The sequence below is a fragment of the Capnocytophaga haemolytica genome, assembly GCF_001553545.1.
In the GTDB taxonomy this organism is placed as follows: domain Bacteria; phylum Bacteroidota; class Bacteroidia; order Flavobacteriales; family Flavobacteriaceae; genus Capnocytophaga; species Capnocytophaga haemolytica.
The window spans coordinates 332194-356269 of the sequence record NZ_CP014227.1; the positions used below are offsets into that span (position 1 = coordinate 332194).

Consider the following 24076-nt stretch of genomic DNA (forward strand, 5'->3'; position numbering starts at 1 on the left):
ATACTTCACTATGTACTATACGCTATGCACTATACACTGTGCACTATGCACTATACACTGTGCACTACCCTTAGCATTCCAAAGAACGGTGTAAGCTCTTTTACTTCTTTAAGCACCAATCCCGCTGCTGAGAGTTTTATTCGTAGGTCGTTTAAAGAATGAAACCAGAACTGTGGTGGGGTGTTCTCTTTCATATCCTGCCAAGTGTAGGTATAACCCTCGACAAGGTAAGGCTTGATGTGCTGCTCATAGATAGTTGCTGGGAGCGTATTGGCCAGCAAGTAGCGGTATACCTCGTTAAATCGCATAGGGTCTGCTTCAGGGTCAAAGAGTAGCAACTCATCTGCAAAAACCATCTCCCCCTCTGGTTTGAGTGTCTCGGCTATTTTGCAAAATAGTGCCGCTTGCTTCTCCTCTGGCACTTGATGCAGCACCAATGATGAAATGAGCAAATCCACTGAGTGCGGCGTTATGGGAAGGTCTTGCAACTCACCTTGCAAAAAGTGCACTTGCGGTTGTGCTGCGTAAAGTGCCTGCGCCTTCTGTAAGTTCTCCGTACTGACATCTACGCCGATGAGCTGCTTAAAGTGCCCTACAAAAGGCTGTAGCGATGCACCCCAGCCACAACCTAAATCCAAAAGACAGTCCCCTGTCTTATGGGTAGCAAACACCTGCAACGCTTCCGTTAGTTGGGGCGTACTCTCAAAAGTATCCCTCCCATCAGGACTCACCCTATGCTGCACATACATTTGCAGCGTCTCATTCCAAAGTATGCTATTATCTTTCATCACAGTTATAATTTAAAATCACTGCAAAGATAGTACTTTTTAGTGAATAGTGTATAACGTATAGTGCATAATTTCCAACTCGCTAAAATTATCCGTTATTCACTATGCACTATTCACTAAAAAATTGTACTTTTGCACTCTAAACGTTCCACGTGGAACGTTGGTAATTATACATTATGCATTATGAATTATACATCACCCAAGGGTTTTTATGTTTGTCCGCGCTTAGTGCCTTTTCGTGAGGGAGGTATTACCCTCTACCCTTTTGTGTTCGTCACTCACGAAAAGTACCTCCACGACCCCTACCTCATCAACCACGAGCGTATCCACCTCGCCCAACAGCGCGAGCTCTTGGTACTGCCCTTTTATATCTGGTACCTCCTTGCCTTGCTCATCAACTATTGTAAATACCGCAATTGGTACACCGCCTATCGTTATATCCTCTTCGAACGCGAAGCATACAACAACGACAGCAATCTCAATTACCTCAAAACCCGTAAATGGTATGCGTATTTGAGAAAGAGAAAATAAAATTTATCATTATTGATTATGACAAATATCGCAAGAAAACCAATGACAGCAGCAGAACTTACAAAGGCTAAGCGTAAATATCATCGCTCACTCACCTTAGCAATATTTGTAGGTATATGCTTTAGTTTCTTTTGTTATGCTATTCATCAAAATTTAGATAGTACCCTTATGTATATATTCTTTGTCGCTTTTATAATTTGCACAATAATGATATATATTGGCATTTTTAAACTACTCTTTAGTGAGAATAGTATAAAACAAGATCTTCTACATAAAAACAAAATATGCGTTAGCTTACATATCGAAAAAATGCAATGCGCATCAGGAATAGACAATGACTACCGACTCTTCTTTGAGCCTAATGATTATCTCCACAGTTACATTGTAGGTGTTAAAACCTACCACTCTCTTAAAGAAGGAGACATAATAGATATTGAAATTACTGAATTTGGTAAATGGATACTTTCTATTAAGCATAACGATACATCCATAGAATATAAGGGGTATATTAAATAACGTTCCACGTGAAACATTAATAATTAATAATTAATAATTAAACATTATTGCCGTGACTTACAAAGAATTTCACGATGCCGTAGCATCATTCCGCAACCAATTTCAAGAGCGCGATTTAGAAACCTATCTCCGCACTCTATACCAACTGTTGCAACCCTACAAGGAGAGTAACATTACCGCCGAACAACTCCTCACCTTGCTGGAAACCGCTTTCAGTGCTAAGGCTCCCGCCTTTAAAGAAGAATGGTTTAGCTATACCGCTCCCCCAGACTTAAACGTAATGCAGAAGAAACTTACTGCCGATACCATTCGCGATAAGGTAGACCGCAGTATCGTTACTGAACTATCGGGCTATGAGTTTGCTGAGGCAACACTACTCTTCCAAATAGCCAACCTCCATCGTATGATCGGTAAGCAATTAGAAGACGACCAGCGTTACTATGGTATCAACTCCGAGACAGGCAACCGCTGGTATAACTTCGACCCCTTTACCTATTTAGAATGCGGTGCCTGCGGACTTGCTGACAACAGCGATGACGAAGATACTTTCCTCCTTATGAGTTGGGAGACGCTTGGCTTCTTCCTCGAAATGGGAAGAATCTATGAATAGTTTCACGTGGAACATTATTTACTAACCACCAATCCCTAACCACTCATAATAAACTATGAATCAAATAATTAATCGCGTCTAAAAGCTAAAAGCTGAGACCTAAAAGCTAATGAAAATAACCGATTACAGCGTATCGCACCAGTCCTTTACCCTTGTCTATAACGAGGCTCTCGACCTCTATGAGACCACTCCCCCACCCCATAACCTCGCCGCTTATTACGAAAGCCCCGACTATATCTCACACACCGATGGCAAGCGTACCCTCTTTGAGCGTATCTATCAACTCGTGAAAAACTACCAACTCAGGCAAAAACGCCGCCTGGTTACCACCACTGTGCAGGGCAATATCCGCCTCTTAGACATCGGGGCAGGTACAGGCGACTTTGTCCGTATCTGCAATGCCCACCCCCGCATCACCGCTGAAGGTGTAGAGCCCAACGCCAAAGCACGTGCACGCGCCGCCGAGAAAGGCATCGCCCTCACCGAGAGTTATGAGCAGCTCCTCCCCCACTCCTACGACGTTATCACCCTGTGGCACGTACTCGAACACATTCCCAATCTACAAACCGAGCTCGACAAAATCACCGCCCTCCTCAAAGACGGCGGCACGCTCATCATCGCCGTGCCCAACTACCGCTCTTGGGACGCCCAACACTACGGAGCCTATTGGGCAGCCTACGACGTACCCCGACACCTGCACCACTTCTCCAAGACGAGCATCGAGCGCATCTTCACCCCACGAGTCTTCACCCTCATCGCCACCAAACCGATGCTCTTTGACGCCTTCTACGTCTCGATGCTCTCCGAACAATATCGCACAGGCAAAAAGTCCTTCCTCAAAGGAATCATCAACGGATTGCGCTCCAACGCCTACGGAATACGCAAAAAAGAGTATTCATCCCATATTTACGTACTCAAAAAAGACAAAAACTTAAAATAAGCCCCAATAACCGCATATCCTAACCGTAAACATATACGAGCTTCAGAAAAATAAAATAATGCAAAATAGCCCTATTTCTGAGAGCTGTTTTTAATAAGTAAAAACTATAAATATGATAAATTATATCAATAAAATTTATATACAATGAAAAGAATCATAACACTAAGTATCGCAGCACTTTTTACACTCACCATAAGTGCACAGGAAAAAATTGCCTTTGTAGACAACAAACGCCTCTTTGATGCGTGGCAAGAAAAAAAAGACCTCGAAGCTATACTCAAAAAACAAGCAGACGCACACCAAGCAAAACGCGACAGCATCTCACGAGCCTTTCAAGTAGAAGTCCGTAAATTCGACGAAGAGGTAAAAACACTATCAGAAAATATCCGTAGTACAAAGTACAACAAATTGATGGAAAAACAGCAAATACTACAACAATACCTGCAAAATGAAGAGTATCAGCTTACTCAAATGAGCAATAAAAAATTAGCAGAATTAACAACCAAACTCAAAGAAGCTATCAGGCAATACGGCAAAGAAAATAACTACACCTTTATACTCGGTGCCAATGAGGGTGGAAGCGTCCTCTACGGAAAAGACAACAAAGACATCACCGATGAGCTAATTCGCTACCTCAACCAGCAATACAAAAAAAATTAATTATTAAACATTAATCATTAAACATTAATTCGTATCTTTGCCCCCGAATTAATAAAATATATTTTACAATGAAGAAAAATAATAAATTGGCTGCCGTCCTACGGCTGAAAAAATTAGTTATAGCAGGCGTAGCATTACTAAGCCTTACCGCTTGTCAGGACAAGATCGTTTTTGTGAACAACACTAAGCTTCTTGACGACTATCAAGAGAAAAAAGACATCGAGGCTACCCTCAAAAAACAAGTAGATGCTTACCAAATGAAGCGCGACAGCATCTCCAAAGCCTTCCAAGCCGAAGCGCAAGCCTTTGATGCACAGTCGAAAACCTTACCACAGAACGTGGCTCAGAAAAAGTACAACGAACTGATGCAAAAGAGCCAAATATTACAACAACACTTACAACAGGAGGAAATGCGCATACAGCAAGAAAGCCAAAGCCAAATGGATAGTCTGCTGAGCAAAGTAAAGAAAACTATCAAAGAATACGGCAAAGACAAAGGCTATTCCTTTATACTCGGAGCCAATGACGGCGGTAGCGTCCTCTACGGAAAAGACAACAAAGACATCACCGAAGACGTTGTAAAATACCTCAATAGTAAGTACAAGAAATAGTTTTATAGTGTACAGTGCACAGTGAATAGTGCATAGCGCACAGTGAATAGTGCATAGCGCACAGTGAATAGTGCATAACGCACAGTGAATAGTGCATAACGAATAACAAAAGGGTCGTACGGCAATTGCTATACGACCCTTTTACTATACACTAACTGTGAACTATGCACTATTCACTGTGCACTATTCAGTAATATGCAGCTCTTGTTGCAACCCTTTCTTTGCATTAGGGAAGAACCCCTGCACTATCAAAAACACCCCAAAGACGAGCAGTATAATGCTTATAGTTCTCTTAATCTTATAAATATGATACGCCGTGAGCTTATTCTTCAAACGTTTAGCAATCAGTATCTTAATGAGGTCAATAGCAAAATACACCAAGATAATCGACCCAAAGAACACCGTAATACGATGCGGATTCATATCCAACTTAGGGGCAAAGACGATAATCACCCCAAGCCAAAACCCGAGCACCCCAATGTTGATAAAGTTCAATAGAAACCCCTTGATTGCCAGTGCAATATAATTCACACGCTTCATATACAAAGCCGCGTCCTCACCACGCTCCTTTTGTGCCATCGTAAGCCTAAAATCCTTCTTCAACTTGATAAACGAAATAAGCCCATAACCCACCATTATCAGTCCCCCAAAGACGAACAGTGCAGGCTCATCTTTGAGCTCATTGAGCAAACTACTCGTAGTGAAATACACAATCAGTATGAAGACCACATCGGCCAGCACCACCCCCGAATTAAAGGCAATAGCTGCCCTAAACCCCTTAGTAATAGCGGTTTCTATCAGCACAAAGAACACAGGCCCAATGGTAAAGGCCAGCAACAAACCCATCGGCAAGGCCAGCAACACATCAGCTATCAATATATCCGAAAACATCTCAAAGCATTTAAGTGCACAAAAGTACAAAATAATTTTTAATTAGTGCATAGTGCACAGAGAAAAGTGCATAATAATACGCTCACTATGCACTATGAACTATACCCTACTCCTTATTCCATAATTATCAAAAAATACCCATAATCATTAACAAAATCACAACATCTACCACCCCGAAAAAACACCCTATCACCCCCGAAAAAAACACGAAGGATCACCGAACAATATCCGAACAATATCCGAAGGCAATACGAACACATATAAAAGGATAGTAAGAACTTAGTAAGAAGATAGTAAGAGGATAGTAAGAAGATAAGGGAATTTTAATAGAACAAACCATTGAAAATCAAGGGACAAAAAAAGTATAAAAAGCCCTAAAAAAAGTACAGCAAATACTTGCAAGATTAAAAAATAAGTGTTATATTCTGCTGCTACACCCCTGATTTTTCACGCTGCAAAATTAGCAATAAAAAACGATATAAAACAAGAAAAAAGCAATTTTTAAGTATTTAATATCTAACCAAAAACATAAAGACCTCAACAACAAACCTATAGCAATGAGCAGGCAGTAGCTATCACCTAATAAACACCACAAATTACCACACACTTTTCGCTAAATGTTTGTAGTTAAAAACCGAACACCAACCGAATAACAACCTCAGTCTTCGGTTAGTGCTCGTTATTTGTCGCAGCTCGCTTTTATTGTCCTCACACGGCTCGCACCAAAAATTACTCATTAATCATTGCTCATTAAAAATTAATTTGTACCTTTGTAGCATCATCTAAAAACATAAAAAAATGAATTATATCAAACTTAATGATGGCAATCGCATTCCTGCGGTTGGATTTGGTGTTCCCTTCATTCCAGAAGGGAAAGAGACCTACGAAGCAACGCTTACTGCGTTGCGTGCTGGCTATCGACATATCGATACGGCAGCAGGATTTTTTAACGAAGCCTCTGTGGGAAAAGCTGTACGCGATAGCGGTATCCCACGTGAGGAAATATTCGTTACCAGCAAAATATAGATACAAGACCACGGCTACATCGACCTCTACCTCATACACCAGCCCTATGGCGATATACTCGGCACGTGGCGCGCTATGGAAGAAGCCAAAGCAGCAGGACAACTCTGCTCCATAGGTGTTAGCAATATGACACCTAAGTTTTACCGCGAGTTTATACCACAATTCAAAACCAAACCCGCTGTCAATCAGATGGAATTCAATCCCTTCTTCCAACAGAAAGAACTTCGCAAACTGATGGAAGCAGACGATGTAAAACTCGAAGCGTGGTATCCACTTGGGCACGGTGATGCTAAACTACTCCAACAGCCCGAAATCGTACGATTGGCAGAGAAATACGGCAAAAATACAGGACAAATCATCTTGCGCTTTGAGTACCAAGAAGGAGTTGTTACCCTACCAAAATCAACCAATGAAGGGCGTATTAAAGGCAATATTGACCTTTTCAACTTTGCCCTCACAGAAGCCGAAATGAACACCCTTCGCGCCCTCGACACAGGTAAAGGAGCCTTCGACCCAGAAGCCCTAGGCATAGAGCAAATGCTCCGTGAAAACTACGTCATCACCGATTAAACAAAATACCTCATAAAAACCCGAGCCGCACAAGCAATATAACAATCACTTGTGCGGCTCGTTTTAATTGTCTATACGGCTCACACAAAATTACTCATCAATCATTGCTCATTAAATAGTATTTCGTACCTTTGCCGCATCATTCGCTGCGGTCATACCGCCACAAAAATAAATATATGGAAGTAGACACACTCACAATAAAAGTACCCAAGAGCGAAACTTATCGCATTTCAGAACTGCTCACAACAAGTGATGTACTCGAAATAACCCTTAACGATGAGGTAGAAATCATTCCCGTAGCACATCAACAATCTATTCTAAGAGGCATTGAAGATATGAAAGCAGGGCGTTATATCACAAATGAAGCACTTAGAGAGAAAATTGCCAAAAAGTTCGAACAATGGAAGAAATAAAGCCATTAAAAGTACTATGGGCTGATGAAGCCTCTACAGAATATGACTTTATTCTCGACTTTTGGTACGGCTATACTTATTCTTATGAGTTTCCCGAAAAGTTAGACAATAAAGTAAGTGAGATTACAACACTCATAGCAAGATTTCCCGAAATTTTCAGTGTCGTAGGCGGTGAATTTATCACCAACAGAGATACCAATTTACAAGTACGAAGAGCTGTAATACTCAAAAACTTTAGCCTTTATTACCAAGTACATAAAGACCATATTAGCATTATCTCCTTCCGCGACAACAGACGAAATACAGCAACAAATTAGCACAAACAAACCCGAGCCGCACAAGCAATTGTTATGTCGCTTGTGCGGCTCGCACCTATTTAATCCCTTGTCTATCTTACATAATTTATCGATAAAACTCTCATAATCGTAAGAGGCGTATTCTTGAAAAAAGTCGTCAAGAAAATCGTAAATACAATTGTCTTTTATGTAGTCAATACAAGTGAATATAAGTATTTTATTTTCCATTACAAACACTATTTACTAAACAATTCAGAATGAGAACCTAAACGCACTAAAAAGATTTCCTTTTCTTCCTCATCATATTGTAACCAGATAATGAGTAAATCAGGTTCTATATGGCACTCTAAATGTCCTTTGTAATTACCTGTTAAGAAATGTGCTTTCATAGAAGCAGGAAGGTTATCAACCCCTCCTTCTTCCAATAGTAAAAGTGTCTTAGCTATCTTTTCAACCTTAGTAGGATTATTCTTGTATTTCTTGTAATCCTTCTTGAACTGCCCTGAAGGAGTCAGTATATAAAGCGGTTTTTCCATAGGTTAATCATTTAGGTAAGCCATTAAATCATCAACATTGGTAAAACGCTTTCTATTTTTATCTTTGCGCAACTGCTCTACTTCTTTCATTGCCTGTAAAGTTACCGCATTAGGGCGTTCTTCTTTATCTACATTCTCGAAATAGATATTCCTTGCACTAAATTTTTGAAGTATAGCCTCAATGATAGGTATATCTACATTGTTTATCTCTGCTCTCATTAAAGTTGTATTCATAAATCAAATTCTTATAGTATTTAAAGCACAAAGGTACAACATTTATTCCATTCCACCAAATATAAAAATTGGCTGTCGTCCTACGACCAAATAAAAAAGAGAGAAGTTTTATAAACCCCTCTCCTACTCTCTTTTATTGCCCGTGCAGTCGCACCGCCACTATACACTATACACTATTCGTTATGCACTATTTTAACTCCTATCGTAAAACACAGGCGGCTCAATGCCTAATGCTCTGAGGTAGACATAGCCTTGAGCGCGGTGGTGTATCTCATTCTCCAAAACATAAAGCAAATTCTTCCAAGCAGGAGCATTCAATTTCTCATACATATTAAACATCTCTTGAAAACGCTCTTGTGGAATCTTCTTCCAATTCTCTGCTGCTAACAATACTGACTTATCCCACGAAGCTAACAAAGCAATCTTAGTAACTCCATAATCTTTACGGTGTTCTCTATCAAGAGGAAAAGGCTTATTATCAATAAGCTGTTCTGTTACTTCTACTGAAAATTGTATAAGTTCATAAACCATTTCAGCAAACGTACGCATACCGCCGATAGAAAACTCAAAAAGTTCTTTCTCAGGGAACGTCTCTATCACCTTGCGCGTTAAGCGGCGATTGCCTTCCCACTCCTTAAACCACTCTTCTGTGGTCATCATTAAATGTTGCATATTATTCGTTATTAAATATACTTTCTAAATGTAACTTATAATCATTTAAGTACTGCGCTATTTGCGGGTTCTTAACCACATCCATACACACAAAAGTAGGTAAAGGCTTCATACCTAAAAACTGATTTGCCTTGTGAAAATGCAAATACACACCATCAATACCTGCTCTATCAAAAAAATCATTTTCACGGGTAAATGCCTCTATTGGAGCATTCCAAGTACCTGAAATCATATACTTCTTACCTTGCAATAAGCCGCCCGTGCCATATCCTTCTGTAGGTGTCACCCTATGCCTACCATCGTTGTTATATAACTTCCCAGAACCCCGAGAAAACACATAATCCACGTATTGTTTTACTATCCACGGCTCAGCCATCCACCAAGCAGGCATTTGCCATATTACTACATCCATCCATAGTAACTTCTCTACTTCCTCTTCTATGTCATATCCCCTGTCAATCACTGTTTCACGTATCTTGTGCCCCATAGCCGTAAGTACCTCACGTGCTTGCTCTTGTAAAGTAGTATTCAACCTACCTCCTGAAGGTCCAAATTCCTTACCTCCATTAATTAAAAGTATTTTCATTATATTACAAATTAATTTACCCCGCAAAACTACAACATTTCTCCCATTCCACCAAATAAAAAAGAGAGAAGTTTATAAACCCCTCTCCTATTTAATTGCCCGTGCGGCTCGCACCTGTCGTCCTACGACCTATTCGTTATTCACTAACTCAAAGTCCATTTGTTTCTTCATCAGGTCGGTGTTCACCACCCGTATCATCACCTCATCGCCGAGCTGGTAAGCGTTCTTAGTTACCTCGCCCACTAAGGAATAAGTCGTCTCATCAAAGACGTAGTAATCGTCCTTTAACGAGCGCGCCCGTACCAAGCCTTCGCACTTGTTCTCATTGATTTCCACATAGATACCCCACTCGGTTACCCCTGAGATGGTACCTGCAAACACTTGGTTCTTGTGCTGCTCCATATACTTTACCTGCATATACTTGATAGAGTCGCGCTCGGCTTGGGCTGCCAAGCTCTCCATTTGTGAGGAGTGCTTACACTTCTCCTCATAGTGCTCTTCACTCTGCGAGGGTGCCCCGTCTAAATAGAGTTGCAACAGCCTATGCACCATCACATCAGGGTAGCGGCGTATGGGCGAAGTAAAGTGGGTGTAATCATCAAAAGCCAGCCCATAGTGCCCGATGTTCTTAGTAGAGTACGCCGCCTTTGCCATCGAGCGTATCGCCAAAGTATCCACCAAGTTCTGTTCGCGCTTGCCTTTGACGCTTTCCAATAGGTTATTCAGGGAATGACTAATCGTCTTCTTATCCTTCATATCGATGCTATAACCGAAGTTATGCACTATGCCGTTGAGGATGGTCAGCTTCTCACCATCAGGCTCATCGTGGATACGGTAGACAAAGGTCTTCTTCTGCTTAGCGATAAACTCCGCCACCTTGCGGTTTGCCAAGAGCATAAACTCCTCAATGAGCTTATTTGCCTCCTTCGCCTCTTTGAAATACACCCCTATCGGATTGCTATTCTCGTCCAAATCGAACTTCACTTCTACCTTGTCAAAGGAGATAGCCCCGTGCTTCATACGGCGTTCCCTGAGCTGTACTGCCAAGTCGTTCAGCGTGAGGGTGGCATCTACTATCTCCTCCCCTACCCTATATTCCAAGCCCGTAAGCGAGGTTGCTGCACTCATAAGGTATTCCGACCCCACTGTTGCTCTTTCGATGATTTCCTGTGCCTCTTCGTAGGCAAATCGCTGGTCGGAGAGCGTTACCGTCCGCCCTATCCACGTATTGAGCACCTGTGCATTCTTGTTCATCTCAAAGACTGCCGAAAAGGTATATTTCTCTTCATTAGGGCGCAAGGAGCAAGCAAAGTTGGAGAGCACCTCTGGTAGCATCGGCACTACCCTATCCACCAAATAGACGGAGGTTGCCCGCTCGTATGCCTCATCGTCTAATATCGTGCCTTCTTTTACGTAGTGCGACACGTCCGCAATGTGTACGCCTACCTCGTAATTGCCGTTCTCTAACACTCTGAACGACAGCGCATCGTCAAAGTCCTTCGCGTCCTTAGGATCGATAGTAAAGGTAAGCACCTCTCGCATATCTCTTCGTTTAGCTATCTCTTCGGGTTTGATACTTACGTCCAAGCCTTTGGCGTACTCCTCTACCTCGACAGGGAAAGAAATCGGCAGCCCGTATTCCACCAAAATAGAGTGCATTTCGGTATCCTGTTCCCCTGGTTTGCCCAATATCTGCTCTACCACGCCCATTGGCGACTGCGATTTGCCTTCCCACGCATCGATACGCACAATCACACGGTCGCCATTCTCTGCCCCGCCCAGGTCGCTCTTGCGCACAAAGATATCCGTATACATACGGTGATCGGTAGGCAGCACAAAGGCGAAGTTCTTGCTCAGCTGCACCGTACCGACAAAGCGCATCTTATTGCGTTCCAACACTTTGGTAATCTCTCCTTCGAGCTTCTTACGACCCCGAAAGCGCGGAAATACATACACCTCCACCAAATCGCCGTGGAGTGCCTTGTTCAAAAAGTTGGGCGCGATGTAGATGTCGTGATCCAATCCTTCTACAATCACATAGCCGCTGCCCTTGTGGTTCACATCGAGCGTACCGGTATAGTAGTGCTGCGAAGACAAGGCTTGATACTTGCCGCGCTCCACCTCCACGATTTTCTTTTTCTCTTTCAGCTGCACGAGCTTCTTGATGATCATATCGCGCTTGGAAGGCTCATCAGCCCCCAATTTGGCAGCGATTTGTTTGTAATTAAAACTCTCATTAGGGTGTTTTTCCAGCACCTCAAAAATCCCTCTGGTGAGTTCGTATTGCTTTTTCTTAGCTTGTTTTTTACGATTTCTTTTCATAATTCTTTAATTAAAATATTTATATACAATTCTTTTTTATAACTTATTAATTTACAACCCTTCACATACTATTCTTTACACCCCCTACCCTCTTCAAAGGGGGATTTGCAGTGAGCAAAAGCACTTTTTCAATATGTTAGGTAGATTGCGGTACGTTAACCTCCCCTTTGAAGGTAGTCCTGCGCGGGCGCAAAGCAGGAGTATGTCTATAGGGGGTTGTTCCTAATCGCAGGAGTTTGTAAAAATACAAAATTACACTATTCTACGCTATCTGCCAAACAATCCGCAAAATTTTTCTCGCTCGTTGCTGAGATTTCAACAATTCTATAAATAAAAATAAAAGAAATTTTTTTATAAAAAAGAAGGGTTATTATTATTATCGGGTGCAAATTACACAAAACTTTTTCGCTTAAAATTTGCTTATCTCGTTTATACTTTTTTATCAATATTTACTAACACTATTACCCCCGTAAAATCCTTGTTTTACAGCGGTATAATCAAAACTGTTAATAACCTTTTTTGCGCTATCAACAACCGATTGTCGATAACTTTTTATCGCTGTCCTTGTTGATAACTCTGCCTCTTGCAGTGGATATTTTATGATAAATAAATTTGCTTTTTTCATCTCCCTTGCTGTATATACACCCGACGGATTCTTCCAAATTTTTTAGTACTTTTTATTGAAAAAGTTATCCACAAAACCGCCTATTTTGAGTGGCTTTATTTTGAGCCGATTACAAAAACTTATCAGTTGCCTTGTTGATAATTTTGTACCTTGCATTACTTCTGTGGTCATTCGTATCTAAAAACTTATTTTTCTTTAAGATAGCCGTTATATGGCAAAAATTGTGTACCTTTGCGCGAAGATTATATTGGTGGTTATGAAAGACAGAAAGCAAAGTTTGCTCTATTTAGAAATGAAGACACATCAACTGAAAGTGCCCTATACGGGCAAGATGCGGCGCGTGAGGGTGCTTTTGCCTGCCGACTACGACGAGCACCCCGATGCGGCTTACCCCGTGGTGTATATGCACGACGGGCAGAACGTTTTCCACAGTCGTGAGGCATACAGCGGTCATTCGTGGAAGGTGGTGGAGACCATTCGCCGCAATCCTGATATGCCCAAGATGATCGTGGTGGGTATTGACAACGATGAGGACAACCGTATGAATGAGTACGCTCCGTGGCGCTTTACCGACCTTCCTGAGCTCTCCTTCGACTACTCCGTGGGTGGAGTGGGCAGTGAGTACGCCGCCTTTGTGATGCAGGTGATAAAGCCCTTTATCGACAGTGAGTATCGCACCAAGACCGACAAGGCGCATACGGTGATGATAGGCAGCTCGCTCGGGGCGAACATCACTCAGTATATGGGGCTGGCATACAAGGATAAGATCGGCGGTCTGGGGGTGTTTTCCTCAGCTAACTGGCTGAATTTAGAGCAGTTCGAGCGTTATATCAAGAAGTTTACCCTCGACGAACATCAGCGCGTATACATCGAGGTAGGTACGCAGGAGGGTGACGACACCGACAAAGGGCTTACCTACGGCAACGTAAAGCAGTCGTACATCAGTGCCTCGCTGGACTATTACCGTCAGCTGATTGACGCAGGGATGCCCACCGAGAACATCTCGCTGAACGTCATCGCCGAAGGTACCCACAGCGAGGAATGCTGGGCAGCCTTCCTGCCCGAATGTCTGCGGTTTTTAAGTGAGATGTGGGGAGAGTAGGGGGTAGGACAGGTGATAACGGATAAAGAACGAAGAAAGAACGGACAGCAATGCCAAAGTTTGTTTCTCGTTTTTTGTATGGATGTACAAAGAACGAAATAAATTGTTAGAATATAAGAAAACAATACCTAAAAAGACAACCATATGAATTTCGAACATTTACATCATTACAGTGGAAATTTGGGCAGAGAGATGCCGTTGAACCGTTATGGGCACGCGGGACTGCCGATAGTGGTATTTCCGTCCTCTGGGGGGCGGTATTACGAGTATGCTGACTTTGGGATGATTGAAGCCTGCCAGTGGTTTATCGACAGCGGTAAAGTGCAGTTCTTCACCCTCGACAGCATCGACAATGAGAGTTGGCTCTGCCAGAGCAAAAGTGCGCACGACAAGGCGGAGGCGCATACGCGCTTTGAGAAGTACGTGATTGAGGAGGCAATCCCTTTTATCAAGCACCATACGGGTTGGTTTGACCCGATGATGACCACGGGTTGCAGTATGGGTGCTTACCACGCGCTGAATATCTTTTTGCAACACCCTGATGTGTTCAACAAGGTGATTGCGCTCAGTGGGGTGTACGATGCGCGTTTCTTCTGTGGGGAGTACGGCGATGATGCGGCTGTCTTTCGCAATTCGCCCAGCGACAATATTTGGCTACAGAACGACTCGTGGTTTATCGACCGCTATCGTGAGGCGGATATCATCGTATGCACAGGCTTAGGGGCGTGGGAACAGGACGGCTTGCCTTCGTTCTACAACCTAAAAGCAGCTTTTGAAGAGAAGCATATCCCTGCGTGGTTTGACGAGTGGGGCTATGATGTGGCACACGACTGGCCTTGGTGGCGCGTGCAGATGCCGTATTTTTTGAGGTTTGAGGTTTGAGGTATGGGGTATGAGGGGAGGTGTCAGCTGTCAGAACTCAGTGTACAGTGAAAAGAGAAAAGTGCTCAGCACTGCGAACTATACACTTTTCACTATTCACTATAAAACTATACACTAAAAAAGATGAATATAACAGCAACAATGACACAGCAGGTGCTGCAAGGTTTTAGAGAAGTGCTGGATAAGCGAAAGAAAGATTTTACAGAGGAGATCGTCAAGACAGAGGACTTGGCTCCTTTTATCCGCTGTGAGATACAGGAGGGGGTAGTGGATTACCTCAAACTGCGGTATAACCCCGAGCTGCTGAACCTCTGGGATTCGGCTCCTTCGTGGCATAGCAAGCCGACTAAGAATATACGCATTGCCTTAGAAGAGACGCCTACCCGCGAGCAGCTAACGGAGGAGATTGTCCCTGCGCTGAAAGAAGTGCTATACTCGCTCGTGTTTGCTAAGGAGTATGAGGGACTTTTCCGCTATCAGGTAAAGGCAATTCTTGACTTTCGTCTGAGGGGGTGTACTTACTATGAGGAGTTTACTTTGGTGAATGAGCCGCTGCGCGAGGAACTTAAAGCACGTGTGAATAGGTATGTAGAAGAAGTTATCTTCGGGACGAGACCTATAAAACAAGGTTTTGAAATATATATCCTTATGCAGTGTTTGGTAGACTTTCCGCTTATGGGGTACTCTTACGATAGGGTAAAGGAGATTATAAACCATATCCTTGAGGTGTTGCCAAAGGAGAAGCATTATCAGGAGAAGAAAGACTATCTTGTGAACTCCGCTACGTACTATCTCAGAGCGTGGGAAAGAGAAGTCTTTCGTCCGCTGTACTTTGATATAGAAAAAGGCGATTGGAGCGATAGCTATACCCTTAAAGCGGACTTTGACCCGAGTGCAGTAGATGCTGCAATGCTCGACTTCTTTGTTTACAGTGCTTATATCTCGATTCGCTACAAGAATGGGGAGCTCGCTGCTAAGGACAATTTGGAGCTGGCGGCTAAGGAGTTCCACTCCGAGACAGCAGCGCGCTACTTGAAAGAAGGTACGGGGGTAATCCCAGCGGAGGAACTCCATTATGACGATGCTGACCTAAAGGCTACAGCGAACGATATATTTGCTTGTATGACCCTTACCGTAAAGCAAGAAGGCGCAGAAGCGTATCGCAAGGGTTTAGCATATATCACGAACCTGTTGCAGAGAGGCTTCCCTGCGAGTTATCACATAGCACTCAAGGGCAAGGGGGCGAAGTGCTATCTGCCTGTAAAAGGCTTGGCAAAGTCGGCTACGCATCGCTTTTTTGCTAATGCGTTGCAATACCCTGAGCTATACCCTGCGTTGGAGGCTTATGCGCGAGTAGCGATGCAGGAGTTTGCGTGGTATGAGGACGTGGAGGACGGTGAGAAGGCAGTGCTCCCTGGTACGTATGCCGTAATGGGCTTGGGGTTAGTGAGTGAGGCGTATTTTCCGCTCTTGACAACTTACTTTGAGACCGTAGACGAGGAGCACCAGATGGCACAGTTGCACTACATCGACAACTTCATTGAGCGGTATGGCATCACGGAAGCGTCCTTTGCGGTGATTTGTGCGGGGATACTATCCTCACAATCTGAGCGCAAGTATAAGGCACTCAAAGCGTTCTTTAAGGACAAGGCTAACTTACCGCTATTGGAAAAAGAGCTCGCTAAGTATGAGGATTATGAGCAGGAGGCAGTGCGGTATGCAGTAGGTGTGAAGGTTTGAGGTATGGGGTATGAATAGAGACATCGTATTAGATTACTCACATCCTTTTTATAGGTTGGATGATAAGGGCGTGCTGGCGTTTATAGAGCGGCTGAAAGCACACCCAGAGGTTACTTTTGTAGATAAAATAACGGTTACCCTTGCCCATAAAGCAGCTGCCCCCAAGGTGGATTTTTATAGCTTTACCTACAAAAATGGCTCATTGAGTGTTGTATACAATCCTTTTGAAGGTCATTTATTGCAGTATAAAGGGCTGAAGGAAGAGGAGGCAAGGAAAGTAATTGATAATGTATAATGTATATTGCACAATGTATAATGAATTGGGAAACAACTTGTTTCCCAATTACAAAAGGTTGGTAATCTGTGGGGTTTATAGGTTTAGATCTCAATTCGTCAGTTGCGACTGACGAATTGCAACAGGCTGGTAATGCCATTCGGTTGCCTGCTTTTGAGGTGCTGCAACAGAGTGAGTTTCTTCAGGTGCCAATATTTTGGACGTAGCGCGCTATAGCACCACTGCCGATATGCCTCAGCGACTTAGGGAAGTGCTGCCTGATATAGAGGGACTTAAGAGGGTTTTGAGGGATGAGAATTGAAGCTGTAAGGCTATTTGCTAAATACATATTGCTTTGCCTCTTCTTCAGTAAGGAGGCTGGTTTTGCTCCAACCACCTTCATTCCAAGTTTTTGTTTCACTGAGGATATACACCTTTGTGCCTTTCTTTACAGCGCGCATGGGAGGGCTGTCAATGCTAAAAAACACTTCTTCTTGTGCTTTAGGGGAAAGACAGCCGCTATCTGCTCTGCCTGCTTGGTGTACGGAAAGTACCTTTACGTAAAGCGGAAGTGTGGCGGTACCTTCTTTGGAGATTTGTGCTGTAGCATCTTTTAGGGCAACGCCTGTAATGAGACAAAACTCAACATAAGAATTGACTTTGTCAGTAGTTTTAAAACTGAGAAAACTAAGCAAAATAAGAAAGGATAATAAGATTGATTTTAATGAATAGTGCATAGTGTATAGTGGATAATTTTTGGTGGGTGCCAGAGGGTAGTGTTACGGGTTACTCCTGAGCTCTGACCCCTTTGAAGTGGTGATCATCAAAGGGTCAGAGTGCAGAAAGTAAACTTTCACTCAAAGATTTCGTCTTTCTTTAAGCCGTTGATGCTCTTGCGTCTTCTCCATAGATAAAAGACGAAGTGGATAAGCAGTAATATTCCCCAAGAGAGGGCTGTGCGCCATAGTGCTACAATGCTTTCATTAGGGGCTGCACATCCCAAGGTATGCCAGAGTATTCCCACTGCCATAAAGATAAGATAGGTAGTCAAATGCCAACGGAAGCCTATATCGGCGATAGGCAAATAACGGGCTTCTCTATAACCTGTGATCCACCCTGCAGCGAACATTGTTACAAAATAGAGCAAGGAAACAAGCCCTATAATGCCGGTATAGTGGTGTGCTACCCCAAAACTCAATACCTCTCTGTAGCACAGCGAAAGCACGGCGGCTACAAGTGCAAAAACTAATAAATACTTTGTGATTTTCATTTTATTTCTCTTTTAAAAGGTTTATAATTTCTTCTTGATAAAAAAGGGTGATATTCCTCTGTACGAACTCACTGAAGAGGGCTTCACCCAAAGGCGTAAGGAGATAGTATTTGCGGTCGGGTCCTTTGTTGCCTTTGCGCAACTCAAAGCTAACCACATTGATATACTCATACTTACGGAGTGCTCTGTAAAGACTTTGCTCTTCGCAGAGGAGCGTGCCACGCGTTTTCTCGCTGATGAAAGCTTTGATTTCATCGACGTACTTAGGAGCGTGTTTCAAGGCGAGGAATATCCACAAGGTCAGTTGTCCTTTCTTGTAGGTATCCTCCCACGATTGTAACAATTCTGTCAATAATTTACTTTGTTCCATATGTTACACTATTGGTATTAATCAACTTGTATAGTGCAAAGGAACTACTATTTATTTATACTGCCAAATATTTTTGCGATTATTTTTATACATAAATTATAATGTACAGATAATCAGGTATATATTTTTTAGGTTTGAGGTCTGGGGTATGAGGTGCTAATGCGCCATATATCGCTTTTTGGGCAGATAGCACATTGCTTATTGAAAATTATTTTGTACTTTTGCACTCAGGTTTTAGGCTTGAGGCCTGAGGCTTCAGGGGCGCAGGTGGGCTACTTGCTACTCGCTTCTAATTACTGATTTTTCTTCTTTTGTGATCCCTTGAAAATAGGGTTTTTATAGCATTAAAATTCGCTTATCTTCTTACTATCCTCTTACTAAGGTCTTACTATCCTTCGATCTGTGTCCGTTCTGTGTTCGATCTGTGTTCGTAGTGAACCCTATCTAAACCCTAAGTGAACCCAATTAGGGGTTAGGGCACAGGAGGGCACGGGCTTTGTGGTTACGGAATATTTTGTATATTTGCAGCAAGAATAGGGGTACTCAGAGCATAGTGAATAGTTTACAGTGCATAGCGAATAGTGATAATTAGAACAGTATGAAACATACCGAGAAAGAGGCTATATCTATTGCTGAACGATACCGCCTGCAATATCCTAACTTAGAAAACACTATAAAAAGAGCTGAATACCACAGTAGTTATAATGTTAAAGGGAGTAGGCTTGGATTGTTAGCAGCATTAGTCCTCATCTTTCTGTGCTGATTACTGATGAGGACTTTCTTCGTGAATGGGAAGCATACGAGAAAGAACACCCTGAAGATTTTATATAGTACTTGAAATTGAACCTGTTTAAACTTTTATCTTTCTAAGGAAGAAAAAACTGAATGCTAATAGATGCATCGCCACCCAATTGACATCTAACTTTTCATATCTGACCAATAAAGCTTTTTGCCCATCTATCCAAGCATTAGCCCTTTCTATTGTAAATCTTCTTTCGTATAACTTTTCATCAAAATAATTATCTCTTTCACCTCCATTTCTTGGGTTTCCCTTGATATTAGCAACAATATCTTTACTCTCTAAATAATCTCTAAGAGACTTACTATCAAAACCTGCATCTGCATTTATAAATAGTCCCTCTGTATTTATATCAGCCTGTTCTAAGAACTCAAAAATAGCCTTTAGATTCTTCTCTATTTCGTACAGGTCATTATGATTTCCTGCCATTGGAGGACTCATTGCTAACATTTGTCCCTGATTATCACAAAGGAAAATAGCATTTGTCGTATTAGCTGCTTTTCTACCTTGAAACCCTCTACTTTCTCCTCCTTTTGTCTTACTATGGCTACCATCTATTTGAGCACAAGAAAGATCTAACTTACTCTTGTTTTTCTCTAAAATATTAAGCCATACCCTCTGAAATGAGCCGTCTTTGCTCCACTTGTTAAAGTAGTAATAGATGGTGTTCCAAGAGCTTTCTCCCTCTTCAAATTGCTCTTTTATAGGAATTTCTCTCCACTGACATCCTGTTTTTAATCTCTTAAAAATCAGTGTAATAATTTTCATAAGACAGAATTTTGAAGAAAATCCTCGTTTTCCTACACTCAAAAAAGGTATAATCCAATTAATTATTGTATCTTTGCACATAGTTCCAGTTTTTTTTAGATTTTTAGTTTGACAATACAAAAGTACTAAAAATTCTGGAACTCCTTTATTTTTGAAAAGTTTAAACAGGTTTTATATTATCAAATGAAAAAGAATATTATTTTAACGTATGTTTATCTCATCATTGCGATATCCTTCGCAATCATCTCTTGTAACAAAAACAGTAACACTGAAGAGATTCCACAAAAAGAAAATCCTAAAAAAGAGAACCCTAAAAAGGAAGAACCTAAAAAAGGAGACAGTTCTTTATTAGCTTATTCCAAGCCTTTCTATCTCTTTACTGAAACTAAGGCTTATGAAATGACTAAGCAAGAAAAAGACCCTTTCTTAAAAAAACTCTATTACCAAATAGCCGCTACTCCCACAGCTGAATGGTTCGAAGGCGTAAAAGCCTTCGACGATAGTACCTTAAAACGCCTCATCGAAGGCGCAAAGGCACAACAAAAAACACCTATCATCACACTCTACGGTATTCCTTATAGAGATTGTGGTTCGTATTCAACCGGAGGTCATAAAACGGCTGCTTCTTATAAAGAGTGGATAAATCGCACCAGTGCTATTATTGGCAAAACCCCTATAATAGTGATTGTAGAACCCGATGCCCATAACTTTTGTTTAAAGAAAGGCTGGAAATACAACGATGCAAAATACAAAGAACGCGCTGAACTCCTCACTTATGTAGGAAAGACTTTTACTGATAACAACCCAAATGCGTTGCTGTATTTGCATATTGGCGGAACAGAACTCAAACAAGAAGAAGCTGCCCAAGCGGTAATAGATGGCGGTATCCGGTATATGCGTGGCTTTGTTACCAACGTCGCCGACCATAGAGGGACTCCTCGGGCTGAAAAGTGGAGCGAAGAGTTCGTACAAACGCTCCAAAAGAAAAACTTAGGCACAAAATACTACGTGATAGACACCTCCCGCAATGGTATCGATAGCCCTAAACAAACCAATAAGGCTTATTATTACAGTTGTAACAATTTCAACGCTGCTTTAGGAGTACGCCCTACCACCAAAACCTCTGCTCCTCACGCCGACGCTTATTTGTGGATTAAACATCCTGGCTTATCCGATGGTACTTGTGCCAATGGCGATCCTGAGGCAGGCTCTTGGTATCCTGCAGTAGCAAAATCATTAGTGCAAAAAGCTATTGAAAAAGGAATTATAGAAGAGTGGAAAGTCCCTAACAACTTTTAAATTATCTTACTAAATAACTATGTTACATTCTCAAATTATAGGCGAAGGCACTCCCTTCATTATCCTGCACGGCTTTTTGGGTATGTCAGATAACTGGCGTACTTTGGGGCTCAAATATGCCGAAGCGGGCTTTCAAGTGCATTTAGTAGACCAACGCAACCACGGTCGTAGTTTTCACAGCCCCGATTTCAGCTATCCTCTAATGGCACAAGATTTGCTTGCATATGCTGATGCTCACGGATTGAAAGTCTTTCACCTGATGGGGCATTCTATGGGAGGCAAAACAGCAATGCTTTTCGCTACCGAACACCCCGATAGAGTGCTTTCTCTTATCGTTGCTGATATGTCGCCTAAATACTTTCCTGAGCATCACGGAGCTTGTTTACAAGGTTTAGCGTCCTTAAATTTCGATGTGATACATTCACGTACCGAAGCCGATGAAGCGCTCTCGGCTTATGTAAGTGATATAGGAGTGCGACAGTTCCTACTGAAAAACCTTTATTGGGAAACCAAAGACCGATTGGGCTTGCGCCTGAATCTCCCTGCTTTAATTGAGAATGAAAGCGAGATAGGTGCTGAACTCCCCGATAGCAACGTGTTCGAAGGTAAAACACTCTTTCTAAAAGGAGAGTATTCTGAGTATGTGATGCCCGAAGACGAAGCCCTTATTCACACTCACTTTCCGCACGCTATTATCGATACAGTGAGCAAGGCAGGACACTGGTTACACGCTCAAAACCCTACTGAATTTTACAATAAAACCATACATTTTCTATGCGATACTTTATAAGCTTATTCATCTCCGCAACCCTTGTTTTTGTATTGGGCTACCTAAATGTAGGTGCTCATATCGAGAACTTCTTCACAGCACTCGTGGTAGCCTTTGTGCTCTCACTTCTCAATGGTATTGTACGCCCTATATTAGAGTTCATTGCCTTCCCTATTACCTTTATGACTTTTGGGCTCTTTTTATTTATCATCAACACTGTAATTGTGCTTCTGGCAAGCAAATTAGTAGGTGGCTTTGTAGTACACGGCTTCTGGGGCGGACTGATGTTCAGCACTTGTCTTTCGTTAGCTCAGGCATTAGCTCTCGCTCCTCTTGGGAAAGTAAGAAACTAATTATTGCCAAAGTTGAAGTCACTCAAAAAACTCATCTTTCTTCAACTCTTAATTCTCAACCAAAATCCTCGTCTTTAAATCCTACCAAGTACACCCTTTCTTTAGCACGAGTGATAGCCGTATAAAGCCATCGCAAGTAACCTTCATCTATGATATCATCAGGTAAGTAAGGTTTCTCCACAAACACGGCGTCCCATTGCCCCCCTTGACTCTTATGGCAGGTAATCGCATACGAAAACTTCACCTGCAAAGCATTGAAATAAGGGTTTTCTTTCACTTTCTGATATCTTTTATAAGCCGTAGGTTCATCAGCGTAATCAGCGAGTACTTCTTCATAAAGCTGATTGCTTTGAGCCGGTGATAAAGCAGGAGCTTCACTGTTTAAGGTATCTAATAATATAACCGTATCAAACGGAGGTACTTCGGGATAATCAATAAGCTGAGCCGATACCTCAGCAAAGCAGAAACCATAAGCTTCTGTAAAGTCATAAAGTTGTAATACCTCTATAGTATCACCATTGGCAATAAAACTCACTTGCGAATTATCCTTACACCAAAAGTAATTATTCTTAACCACCATTAGCAAGTCTCCGGCAGCTATTTCGTCTTCAACGTCTAAAATCACCCTGCGTATTTGGTTGTTCCAAGCCACCGCACGCTTGTTGGAGCGCACTATCACCGTAGTTTCTTCTGAGCCATAATCGTCATACGCCTCACTGATAGCGTCTTGTATTTCAGCCCCGTCAGTGAGTCGTATTATATCAGGGTGATGATTTATCTTAAAAGCGAACTGTTTTTCAGCAAGCGAAGAGAAAATGTGCTTGCGCAAACGGGTAGCATTGCGCAATATGCCCGACTTCCGTCGCTGGCGTACCACCTCAGTAAGCGTAACCGTGAGTACTTCTTTTTGAAACTGATATTCTAAATAAGGAATATTCAGTGCAGGACTTTCGAGGGTATTAACAGGAGGCAATTGCGCAGTATCGCCTATAAGTAATAGTTTGCAGTTTTTCCCAGAATACACAAAGCGCATTAAGTCGTTTAATAATGAAGGGCGCTCAAAGAGTTGATAGTCGTTATCAGCAATCATTGAAGCCTCATCTACTATAAATAAAGTATTTTGGAGCTTATTGGCACGCAGTTTGAAAGATACATCAATACCATCAGCTTTGGAATAATAAATATATTTGTGAATAGTGAAAGCCTGCCTTTGGGTGAAATAGGTCATCACTTTGGCTGCCCTACCGGTAGGTGCTAATAACACCGATTGGTGGTTTATGAGCGGTAAAGTACGGATAAGACAGTTGGTGATAGAAGTTTTTCCAGTTCCAGCAAAACCTTTTAGTAAAAAAAGTTTATCAGAAGCATTCACCGAGAATAGATATTCTGTAATCTTTTGTAAAACAATATTTTGCGAAGGAGTAGGCTCGTGTTTAAAGACACTAATAAGGGCACTAAAAAAGGCTTTTTCGTTCATAATAAAAACAGTTCTGAGAGCAAAATTATAAAAAAAAGTTAAAATAATTTTTTTGTTTCAAAAAAAGATTGTAGTTTTGCGCAATACCAGTCAAGAAAGTTATTATTAATTTATAGAATTAAAACGATGAAAAAAATTGTAACTAT

At 42.0% G+C, this 24076-nt stretch carries 30 protein-coding genes and 1 pseudogene; 17 read left to right on the forward strand and 14 right to left on the reverse strand.

All coding sequences use genetic code 11. The features are described from left to right. Positions 1 to 50: 50 nt before the first annotated feature. Positions 51 to 788 (reverse strand): class I SAM-dependent methyltransferase, encoded by a 738-nt coding sequence (locus AXF12_RS01540; RefSeq protein ID WP_066427899.1) that lies wholly within the window; start codon positions 786 to 788, stop codon positions 51 to 53. A 183-nt stretch (positions 789 to 971) separates the two neighbouring features. On the opposite strand from AXF12_RS01540, the gene AXF12_RS01545 reads away from it, so the two are divergent. The 6 genes from AXF12_RS01545 to AXF12_RS01570 all read left to right on the forward strand — a co-directional run bounded on the left by AXF12_RS01545 (position 972) and on the right by AXF12_RS01570 (position 4656). After that, positions 972 to 1319, forward strand: coding sequence for a hypothetical protein (locus AXF12_RS01545; protein WP_231909876.1), 348 nt, complete (start codon positions 972 to 974; stop codon positions 1317 to 1319). Positions 1320 to 1337: 18 nt separating this feature from the next. After that, entirely contained in the window at positions 1338 to 1835 is a 498-nt protein-coding gene (locus AXF12_RS01550) for a hypothetical protein (protein WP_066427900.1), read from the forward strand. Between the two features lie 52 nt (positions 1836 to 1887). Continuing rightward, the gene (locus tag AXF12_RS01555) at positions 1888 to 2445 is read left to right on the forward strand and encodes a hypothetical protein (protein ID WP_066427901.1); all 558 of its coding nucleotides are present in this window, start codon (positions 1888 to 1890) and stop codon (positions 2443 to 2445) included. Positions 2446 to 2554: 109 nt separating this feature from the next. Continuing rightward, positions 2555 to 3385: a class I SAM-dependent methyltransferase gene (locus tag AXF12_RS01560; protein WP_066427902.1), complete on the forward strand. Its 831-nt coding sequence runs from the start codon at positions 2555 to 2557 to the stop codon at positions 3383 to 3385. A gap of 144 nt (positions 3386 to 3529) precedes the next feature. Continuing rightward, positions 3530 to 4045, forward strand: a complete 516-nt coding sequence (locus AXF12_RS01565; protein ID WP_066427903.1) for an OmpH/Skp family outer membrane protein — start codon at positions 3530 to 3532, stop codon at positions 4043 to 4045. 104 nt (positions 4046 to 4149) lie between these two features. Then, on the forward strand, positions 4150 to 4656 hold the full coding sequence (locus tag AXF12_RS01570; protein WP_066431673.1) for an OmpH/Skp family outer membrane protein: 507 nt from the start codon (positions 4150 to 4152) through the stop codon (positions 4654 to 4656). A gap of 183 nt (positions 4657 to 4839) precedes the next feature. On the opposite strand, the gene AXF12_RS01575 is transcribed toward AXF12_RS01570, so the two are convergent. Beyond that, entirely contained in the window at positions 4840 to 5532 is a 693-nt protein-coding gene (locus AXF12_RS01575; RefSeq protein ID WP_066431675.1) for a LysE family translocator, read from the reverse strand. A gap of 813 nt (positions 5533 to 6345) precedes the next feature. Here AXF12_RS01575 and AXF12_RS01580 point away from each other — a divergent pair. The 3 genes and pseudogenes from AXF12_RS01580 to AXF12_RS01590 all read left to right on the forward strand — a co-directional run bounded on the left by AXF12_RS01580 (position 6346) and on the right by AXF12_RS01590 (position 7873). Further along, positions 6346 to 7143 (forward strand): annotated as a pseudogene (locus AXF12_RS01580) (aldo/keto reductase). Positions 7144 to 7319: 176 nt separating this feature from the next. Continuing rightward, on the forward strand, positions 7320 to 7556 hold the full coding sequence (locus AXF12_RS01585; protein WP_066427904.1) for a hypothetical protein: 237 nt from the start codon (positions 7320 to 7322) through the stop codon (positions 7554 to 7556). Beyond that, the gene (locus AXF12_RS01590; protein WP_066427905.1) at positions 7544 to 7873 is read left to right on the forward strand and encodes a type II toxin-antitoxin system RelE/ParE family toxin; all 330 of its coding nucleotides are present in this window, start codon (positions 7544 to 7546) and stop codon (positions 7871 to 7873) included. The genes AXF12_RS01585 and AXF12_RS01590 overlap by 13 nt, the downstream gene beginning before the upstream one ends. A 215-nt stretch (positions 7874 to 8088) precedes the next feature. On the opposite strand, the gene AXF12_RS01595 is transcribed toward AXF12_RS01590, so the two are convergent. The 6 genes from AXF12_RS01595 to AXF12_RS12205 form a co-directional block, all read right to left on the reverse strand. Then, positions 8089 to 8388 (reverse strand): type II toxin-antitoxin system YafQ family toxin, encoded by a 300-nt coding sequence (locus tag AXF12_RS01595; protein ID WP_066427906.1) that lies wholly within the window; start codon positions 8386 to 8388, stop codon positions 8089 to 8091. Positions 8389 to 8391: 3 nt separating this feature from the next. Next, positions 8392 to 8607 (reverse strand): antitoxin, encoded by a 216-nt coding sequence (locus AXF12_RS01600; RefSeq protein WP_143325076.1) that lies wholly within the window; start codon positions 8605 to 8607, stop codon positions 8392 to 8394. Between the two features lie 207 nt (positions 8608 to 8814). Further along, entirely contained in the window at positions 8815 to 9294 is a 480-nt protein-coding gene (locus AXF12_RS01605) for a DinB family protein (RefSeq protein ID WP_231909875.1), read from the reverse strand. 1 nt (position 9295) lies between these two features. After that, on the reverse strand, positions 9296 to 9880 hold the full coding sequence (locus AXF12_RS01610; RefSeq protein WP_066427909.1) for an NAD(P)H-dependent oxidoreductase: 585 nt from the start codon (positions 9878 to 9880) through the stop codon (positions 9296 to 9298). Positions 9881 to 10009: 129 nt separating this feature from the next. Next, positions 10010 to 12202 carry a ribonuclease R gene (rnr, locus tag AXF12_RS01615; protein WP_066427910.1) on the reverse strand — a complete coding sequence of 731 codons (2193 nt, stop codon included), beginning with the start codon at positions 12200 to 12202 and terminating at the stop codon, positions 10010 to 10012. A gap of 442 nt (positions 12203 to 12644) precedes the next feature. After that, positions 12645 to 12827: a hypothetical protein gene (locus tag AXF12_RS12205; protein ID WP_066427912.1), complete on the reverse strand. Its 183-nt coding sequence runs from the start codon at positions 12825 to 12827 to the stop codon at positions 12645 to 12647. A gap of 211 nt (positions 12828 to 13038) precedes the next feature. On the opposite strand from AXF12_RS12205, the gene AXF12_RS01630 reads away from it, so the two are divergent. The 4 genes from AXF12_RS01630 to AXF12_RS01645 all read left to right on the forward strand — a co-directional run bounded on the left by AXF12_RS01630 (position 13039) and on the right by AXF12_RS01645 (position 16846). Next, entirely contained in the window at positions 13039 to 13929 is an 891-nt protein-coding gene (locus AXF12_RS01630) for an alpha/beta hydrolase (protein ID WP_197697140.1), read from the forward strand. A 144-nt stretch (positions 13930 to 14073) separates the two neighbouring features. Continuing rightward, a complete protein-coding gene (locus AXF12_RS01635; RefSeq protein WP_066427914.1) occupies positions 14074 to 14811 on the forward strand; it encodes an esterase family protein in 738 nt (245 codons plus the stop codon). Between the two features lie 123 nt (positions 14812 to 14934). After that, positions 14935 to 16551, forward strand: a complete 1617-nt coding sequence (locus AXF12_RS01640) for a DUF6138 family protein (protein ID WP_066427915.1) — start codon at positions 14935 to 14937, stop codon at positions 16549 to 16551. Between the two features lie 10 nt (positions 16552 to 16561). Continuing rightward, entirely contained in the window at positions 16562 to 16846 is a 285-nt protein-coding gene (locus AXF12_RS01645) for a hypothetical protein (RefSeq protein ID WP_143325077.1), read from the forward strand. Between the two features lie 181 nt (positions 16847 to 17027). Here the strand turns inward: AXF12_RS01645 and AXF12_RS12210 are convergent, their stop codons facing one another. The 4 genes from AXF12_RS12210 to AXF12_RS01660 all read right to left on the reverse strand — a co-directional run bounded on the left by AXF12_RS12210 (position 17028) and on the right by AXF12_RS01660 (position 18465). After that, on the reverse strand, positions 17028 to 17174 hold the full coding sequence (locus AXF12_RS12210; protein WP_159429724.1) for a hypothetical protein: 147 nt from the start codon (positions 17172 to 17174) through the stop codon (positions 17028 to 17030). Beyond that, on the reverse strand, positions 17158 to 17562 hold the full coding sequence (locus tag AXF12_RS01650) for a hypothetical protein (protein ID WP_074861066.1): 405 nt from the start codon (positions 17560 to 17562) through the stop codon (positions 17158 to 17160). Before AXF12_RS01650 ends, AXF12_RS12210 begins: the two co-directional genes overlap by 17 nt. A gap of 116 nt (positions 17563 to 17678) precedes the next feature. Continuing rightward, positions 17679 to 18095, reverse strand: coding sequence for a hypothetical protein (locus tag AXF12_RS01655; RefSeq protein ID WP_066427918.1), 417 nt, complete (start codon positions 18093 to 18095; stop codon positions 17679 to 17681). 1 nt (position 18096) lies between these two features. Continuing rightward, the gene (locus tag AXF12_RS01660) at positions 18097 to 18465 is read right to left on the reverse strand and encodes a PadR family transcriptional regulator (protein ID WP_066427919.1); all 369 of its coding nucleotides are present in this window, start codon (positions 18463 to 18465) and stop codon (positions 18097 to 18099) included. 598 nt (positions 18466 to 19063) lie between these two features. Between AXF12_RS01660 and AXF12_RS12215 the strand changes: the two genes are divergently transcribed. Beyond that, positions 19064 to 19228 (forward strand): hypothetical protein, encoded by a 165-nt coding sequence (locus tag AXF12_RS12215; RefSeq protein WP_159429725.1) that lies wholly within the window; start codon positions 19064 to 19066, stop codon positions 19226 to 19228. 87 nt (positions 19229 to 19315) lie between these two features. Here AXF12_RS12215 and AXF12_RS01665 read toward each other — a convergent pair whose 3' ends face one another. Continuing rightward, positions 19316 to 20032 (reverse strand): IS5 family transposase, encoded by a 717-nt coding sequence (locus AXF12_RS01665; protein ID WP_231909874.1) that lies wholly within the window; start codon positions 20030 to 20032, stop codon positions 19316 to 19318. A gap of 183 nt (positions 20033 to 20215) precedes the next feature. On the opposite strand from AXF12_RS01665, the gene AXF12_RS01670 reads away from it, so the two are divergent. Genes AXF12_RS01670 through AXF12_RS01680 form a run of 3 tightly spaced genes read left to right on the forward strand, consistent with a single transcriptional unit; the run spans position 20216 to position 22453 of the window. After that, positions 20216 to 21331 carry a glycoside hydrolase family 6 protein gene (locus AXF12_RS01670; protein WP_066427920.1) on the forward strand — a complete coding sequence of 372 codons (1116 nt, stop codon included), beginning with the start codon at positions 20216 to 20218 and terminating at the stop codon, positions 21329 to 21331. A 19-nt stretch (positions 21332 to 21350) separates the two neighbouring features. Then, the gene (locus tag AXF12_RS01675) at positions 21351 to 22121 is read left to right on the forward strand and encodes an alpha/beta fold hydrolase (RefSeq protein WP_066427921.1); all 771 of its coding nucleotides are present in this window, start codon (positions 21351 to 21353) and stop codon (positions 22119 to 22121) included. Then, positions 22106 to 22453, forward strand: a complete 348-nt coding sequence (locus tag AXF12_RS01680) for a phage holin family protein (RefSeq protein WP_009420813.1) — start codon at positions 22106 to 22108, stop codon at positions 22451 to 22453. The genes AXF12_RS01675 and AXF12_RS01680 overlap by 16 nt, the downstream gene beginning before the upstream one ends. 55 nt (positions 22454 to 22508) lie before the next feature. Here AXF12_RS01680 and AXF12_RS01685 read toward each other — a convergent pair whose 3' ends face one another. Then, positions 22509 to 23930: an ATP-dependent DNA helicase gene (locus tag AXF12_RS01685; RefSeq protein ID WP_066427922.1), complete on the reverse strand. Its 1422-nt coding sequence runs from the start codon at positions 23928 to 23930 to the stop codon at positions 22509 to 22511. Between the last annotated feature and the right edge of the window lie 146 nt (positions 23931 to 24076).

Excerpts from the sequence above, each read along its gene's own strand:
- AXF12_RS01665 (WP_231909874.1), bottom strand. The coding sequence starts at position 20,032 with ATGAAAATTATTACACTGATTTTTAAGAGATTAAAAACAGGATGTCAG.
- AXF12_RS01540 (WP_066427899.1), bottom strand. The coding sequence starts at position 788 with ATGAAAGATAATAGCATACTTTGGAATGAGACGCTGCAAATGTATGTG.
- AXF12_RS01670 (WP_066427920.1), top strand. The coding sequence starts at position 20,216 with ATGAAAAAGAATATTATTTTAACGTATGTTTATCTCATCATTGCGATA.
- AXF12_RS01660 (WP_066427919.1), bottom strand. The coding sequence starts at position 18,465 with ATGGAACAAAGTAAATTATTGACAGAATTGTTACAATCGTGGGAGGAT.
- AXF12_RS01600 (WP_143325076.1), bottom strand. The coding sequence starts at position 8,607 with ATGAGAGCAGAGATAAACAATGTAGATATACCTATCATTGAGGCTATA.
- AXF12_RS01650 (WP_074861066.1), bottom strand. The coding sequence starts at position 17,562 with ATGCACTATTCATTAAAATCAATCTTATTATCCTTTCTTATTTTGCTT.
- AXF12_RS01680 (WP_009420813.1), top strand. The coding sequence starts at position 22,106 with ATGCGATACTTTATAAGCTTATTCATCTCCGCAACCCTTGTTTTTGTA.
- AXF12_RS01545 (WP_231909876.1), top strand. The coding sequence starts at position 972 with ATGAATTATACATCACCCAAGGGTTTTTATGTTTGTCCGCGCTTAGTG.
- AXF12_RS01630 (WP_197697140.1), top strand. The coding sequence starts at position 13,039 with ATGGCAAAAATTGTGTACCTTTGCGCGAAGATTATATTGGTGGTTATG.
- AXF12_RS01550 (WP_066427900.1), top strand. The coding sequence starts at position 1,338 with ATGACAAATATCGCAAGAAAACCAATGACAGCAGCAGAACTTACAAAG.
- AXF12_RS01655 (WP_066427918.1), bottom strand. The coding sequence starts at position 18,095 with ATGAAAATCACAAAGTATTTATTAGTTTTTGCACTTGTAGCCGCCGTG.
- AXF12_RS01560 (WP_066427902.1), top strand. The coding sequence starts at position 2,555 with ATGAAAATAACCGATTACAGCGTATCGCACCAGTCCTTTACCCTTGTC.
- AXF12_RS01640 (WP_066427915.1), top strand. The coding sequence starts at position 14,935 with ATGAATATAACAGCAACAATGACACAGCAGGTGCTGCAAGGTTTTAGA.
- AXF12_RS12205 (WP_066427912.1), bottom strand. The coding sequence starts at position 12,827 with ATGAAAAAAGCAAATTTATTTATCATAAAATATCCACTGCAAGAGGCA.
- AXF12_RS01675 (WP_066427921.1), top strand. The coding sequence starts at position 21,351 with ATGTTACATTCTCAAATTATAGGCGAAGGCACTCCCTTCATTATCCTG.
- AXF12_RS01590 (WP_066427905.1), top strand. The coding sequence starts at position 7,544 with ATGGAAGAAATAAAGCCATTAAAAGTACTATGGGCTGATGAAGCCTCT.
- AXF12_RS01585 (WP_066427904.1), top strand. The coding sequence starts at position 7,320 with ATGGAAGTAGACACACTCACAATAAAAGTACCCAAGAGCGAAACTTAT.
- AXF12_RS01595 (WP_066427906.1), bottom strand. The coding sequence starts at position 8,388 with ATGGAAAAACCGCTTTATATACTGACTCCTTCAGGGCAGTTCAAGAAG.
- AXF12_RS01635 (WP_066427914.1), top strand. The coding sequence starts at position 14,074 with ATGAATTTCGAACATTTACATCATTACAGTGGAAATTTGGGCAGAGAG.
- rnr (WP_066427910.1), bottom strand. The coding sequence starts at position 12,202 with ATGAAAAGAAATCGTAAAAAACAAGCTAAGAAAAAGCAATACGAACTC.
- AXF12_RS01645 (WP_143325077.1), top strand. The coding sequence starts at position 16,562 with ATGAATAGAGACATCGTATTAGATTACTCACATCCTTTTTATAGGTTG.
- AXF12_RS01565 (WP_066427903.1), top strand. The coding sequence starts at position 3,530 with ATGAAAAGAATCATAACACTAAGTATCGCAGCACTTTTTACACTCACC.
- AXF12_RS12210 (WP_159429724.1), bottom strand. The coding sequence starts at position 17,174 with ATGTATTTAGCAAATAGCCTTACAGCTTCAATTCTCATCCCTCAAAAC.
- AXF12_RS12215 (WP_159429725.1), top strand. The coding sequence starts at position 19,064 with ATGAAACATACCGAGAAAGAGGCTATATCTATTGCTGAACGATACCGC.
- AXF12_RS01685 (WP_066427922.1), bottom strand. The coding sequence starts at position 23,930 with ATGAACGAAAAAGCCTTTTTTAGTGCCCTTATTAGTGTCTTTAAACAC.
- AXF12_RS01610 (WP_066427909.1), bottom strand. The coding sequence starts at position 9,880 with ATGAAAATACTTTTAATTAATGGAGGTAAGGAATTTGGACCTTCAGGA.
- AXF12_RS01605 (WP_231909875.1), bottom strand. The coding sequence starts at position 9,294 with ATGCAACATTTAATGATGACCACAGAAGAGTGGTTTAAGGAGTGGGAA.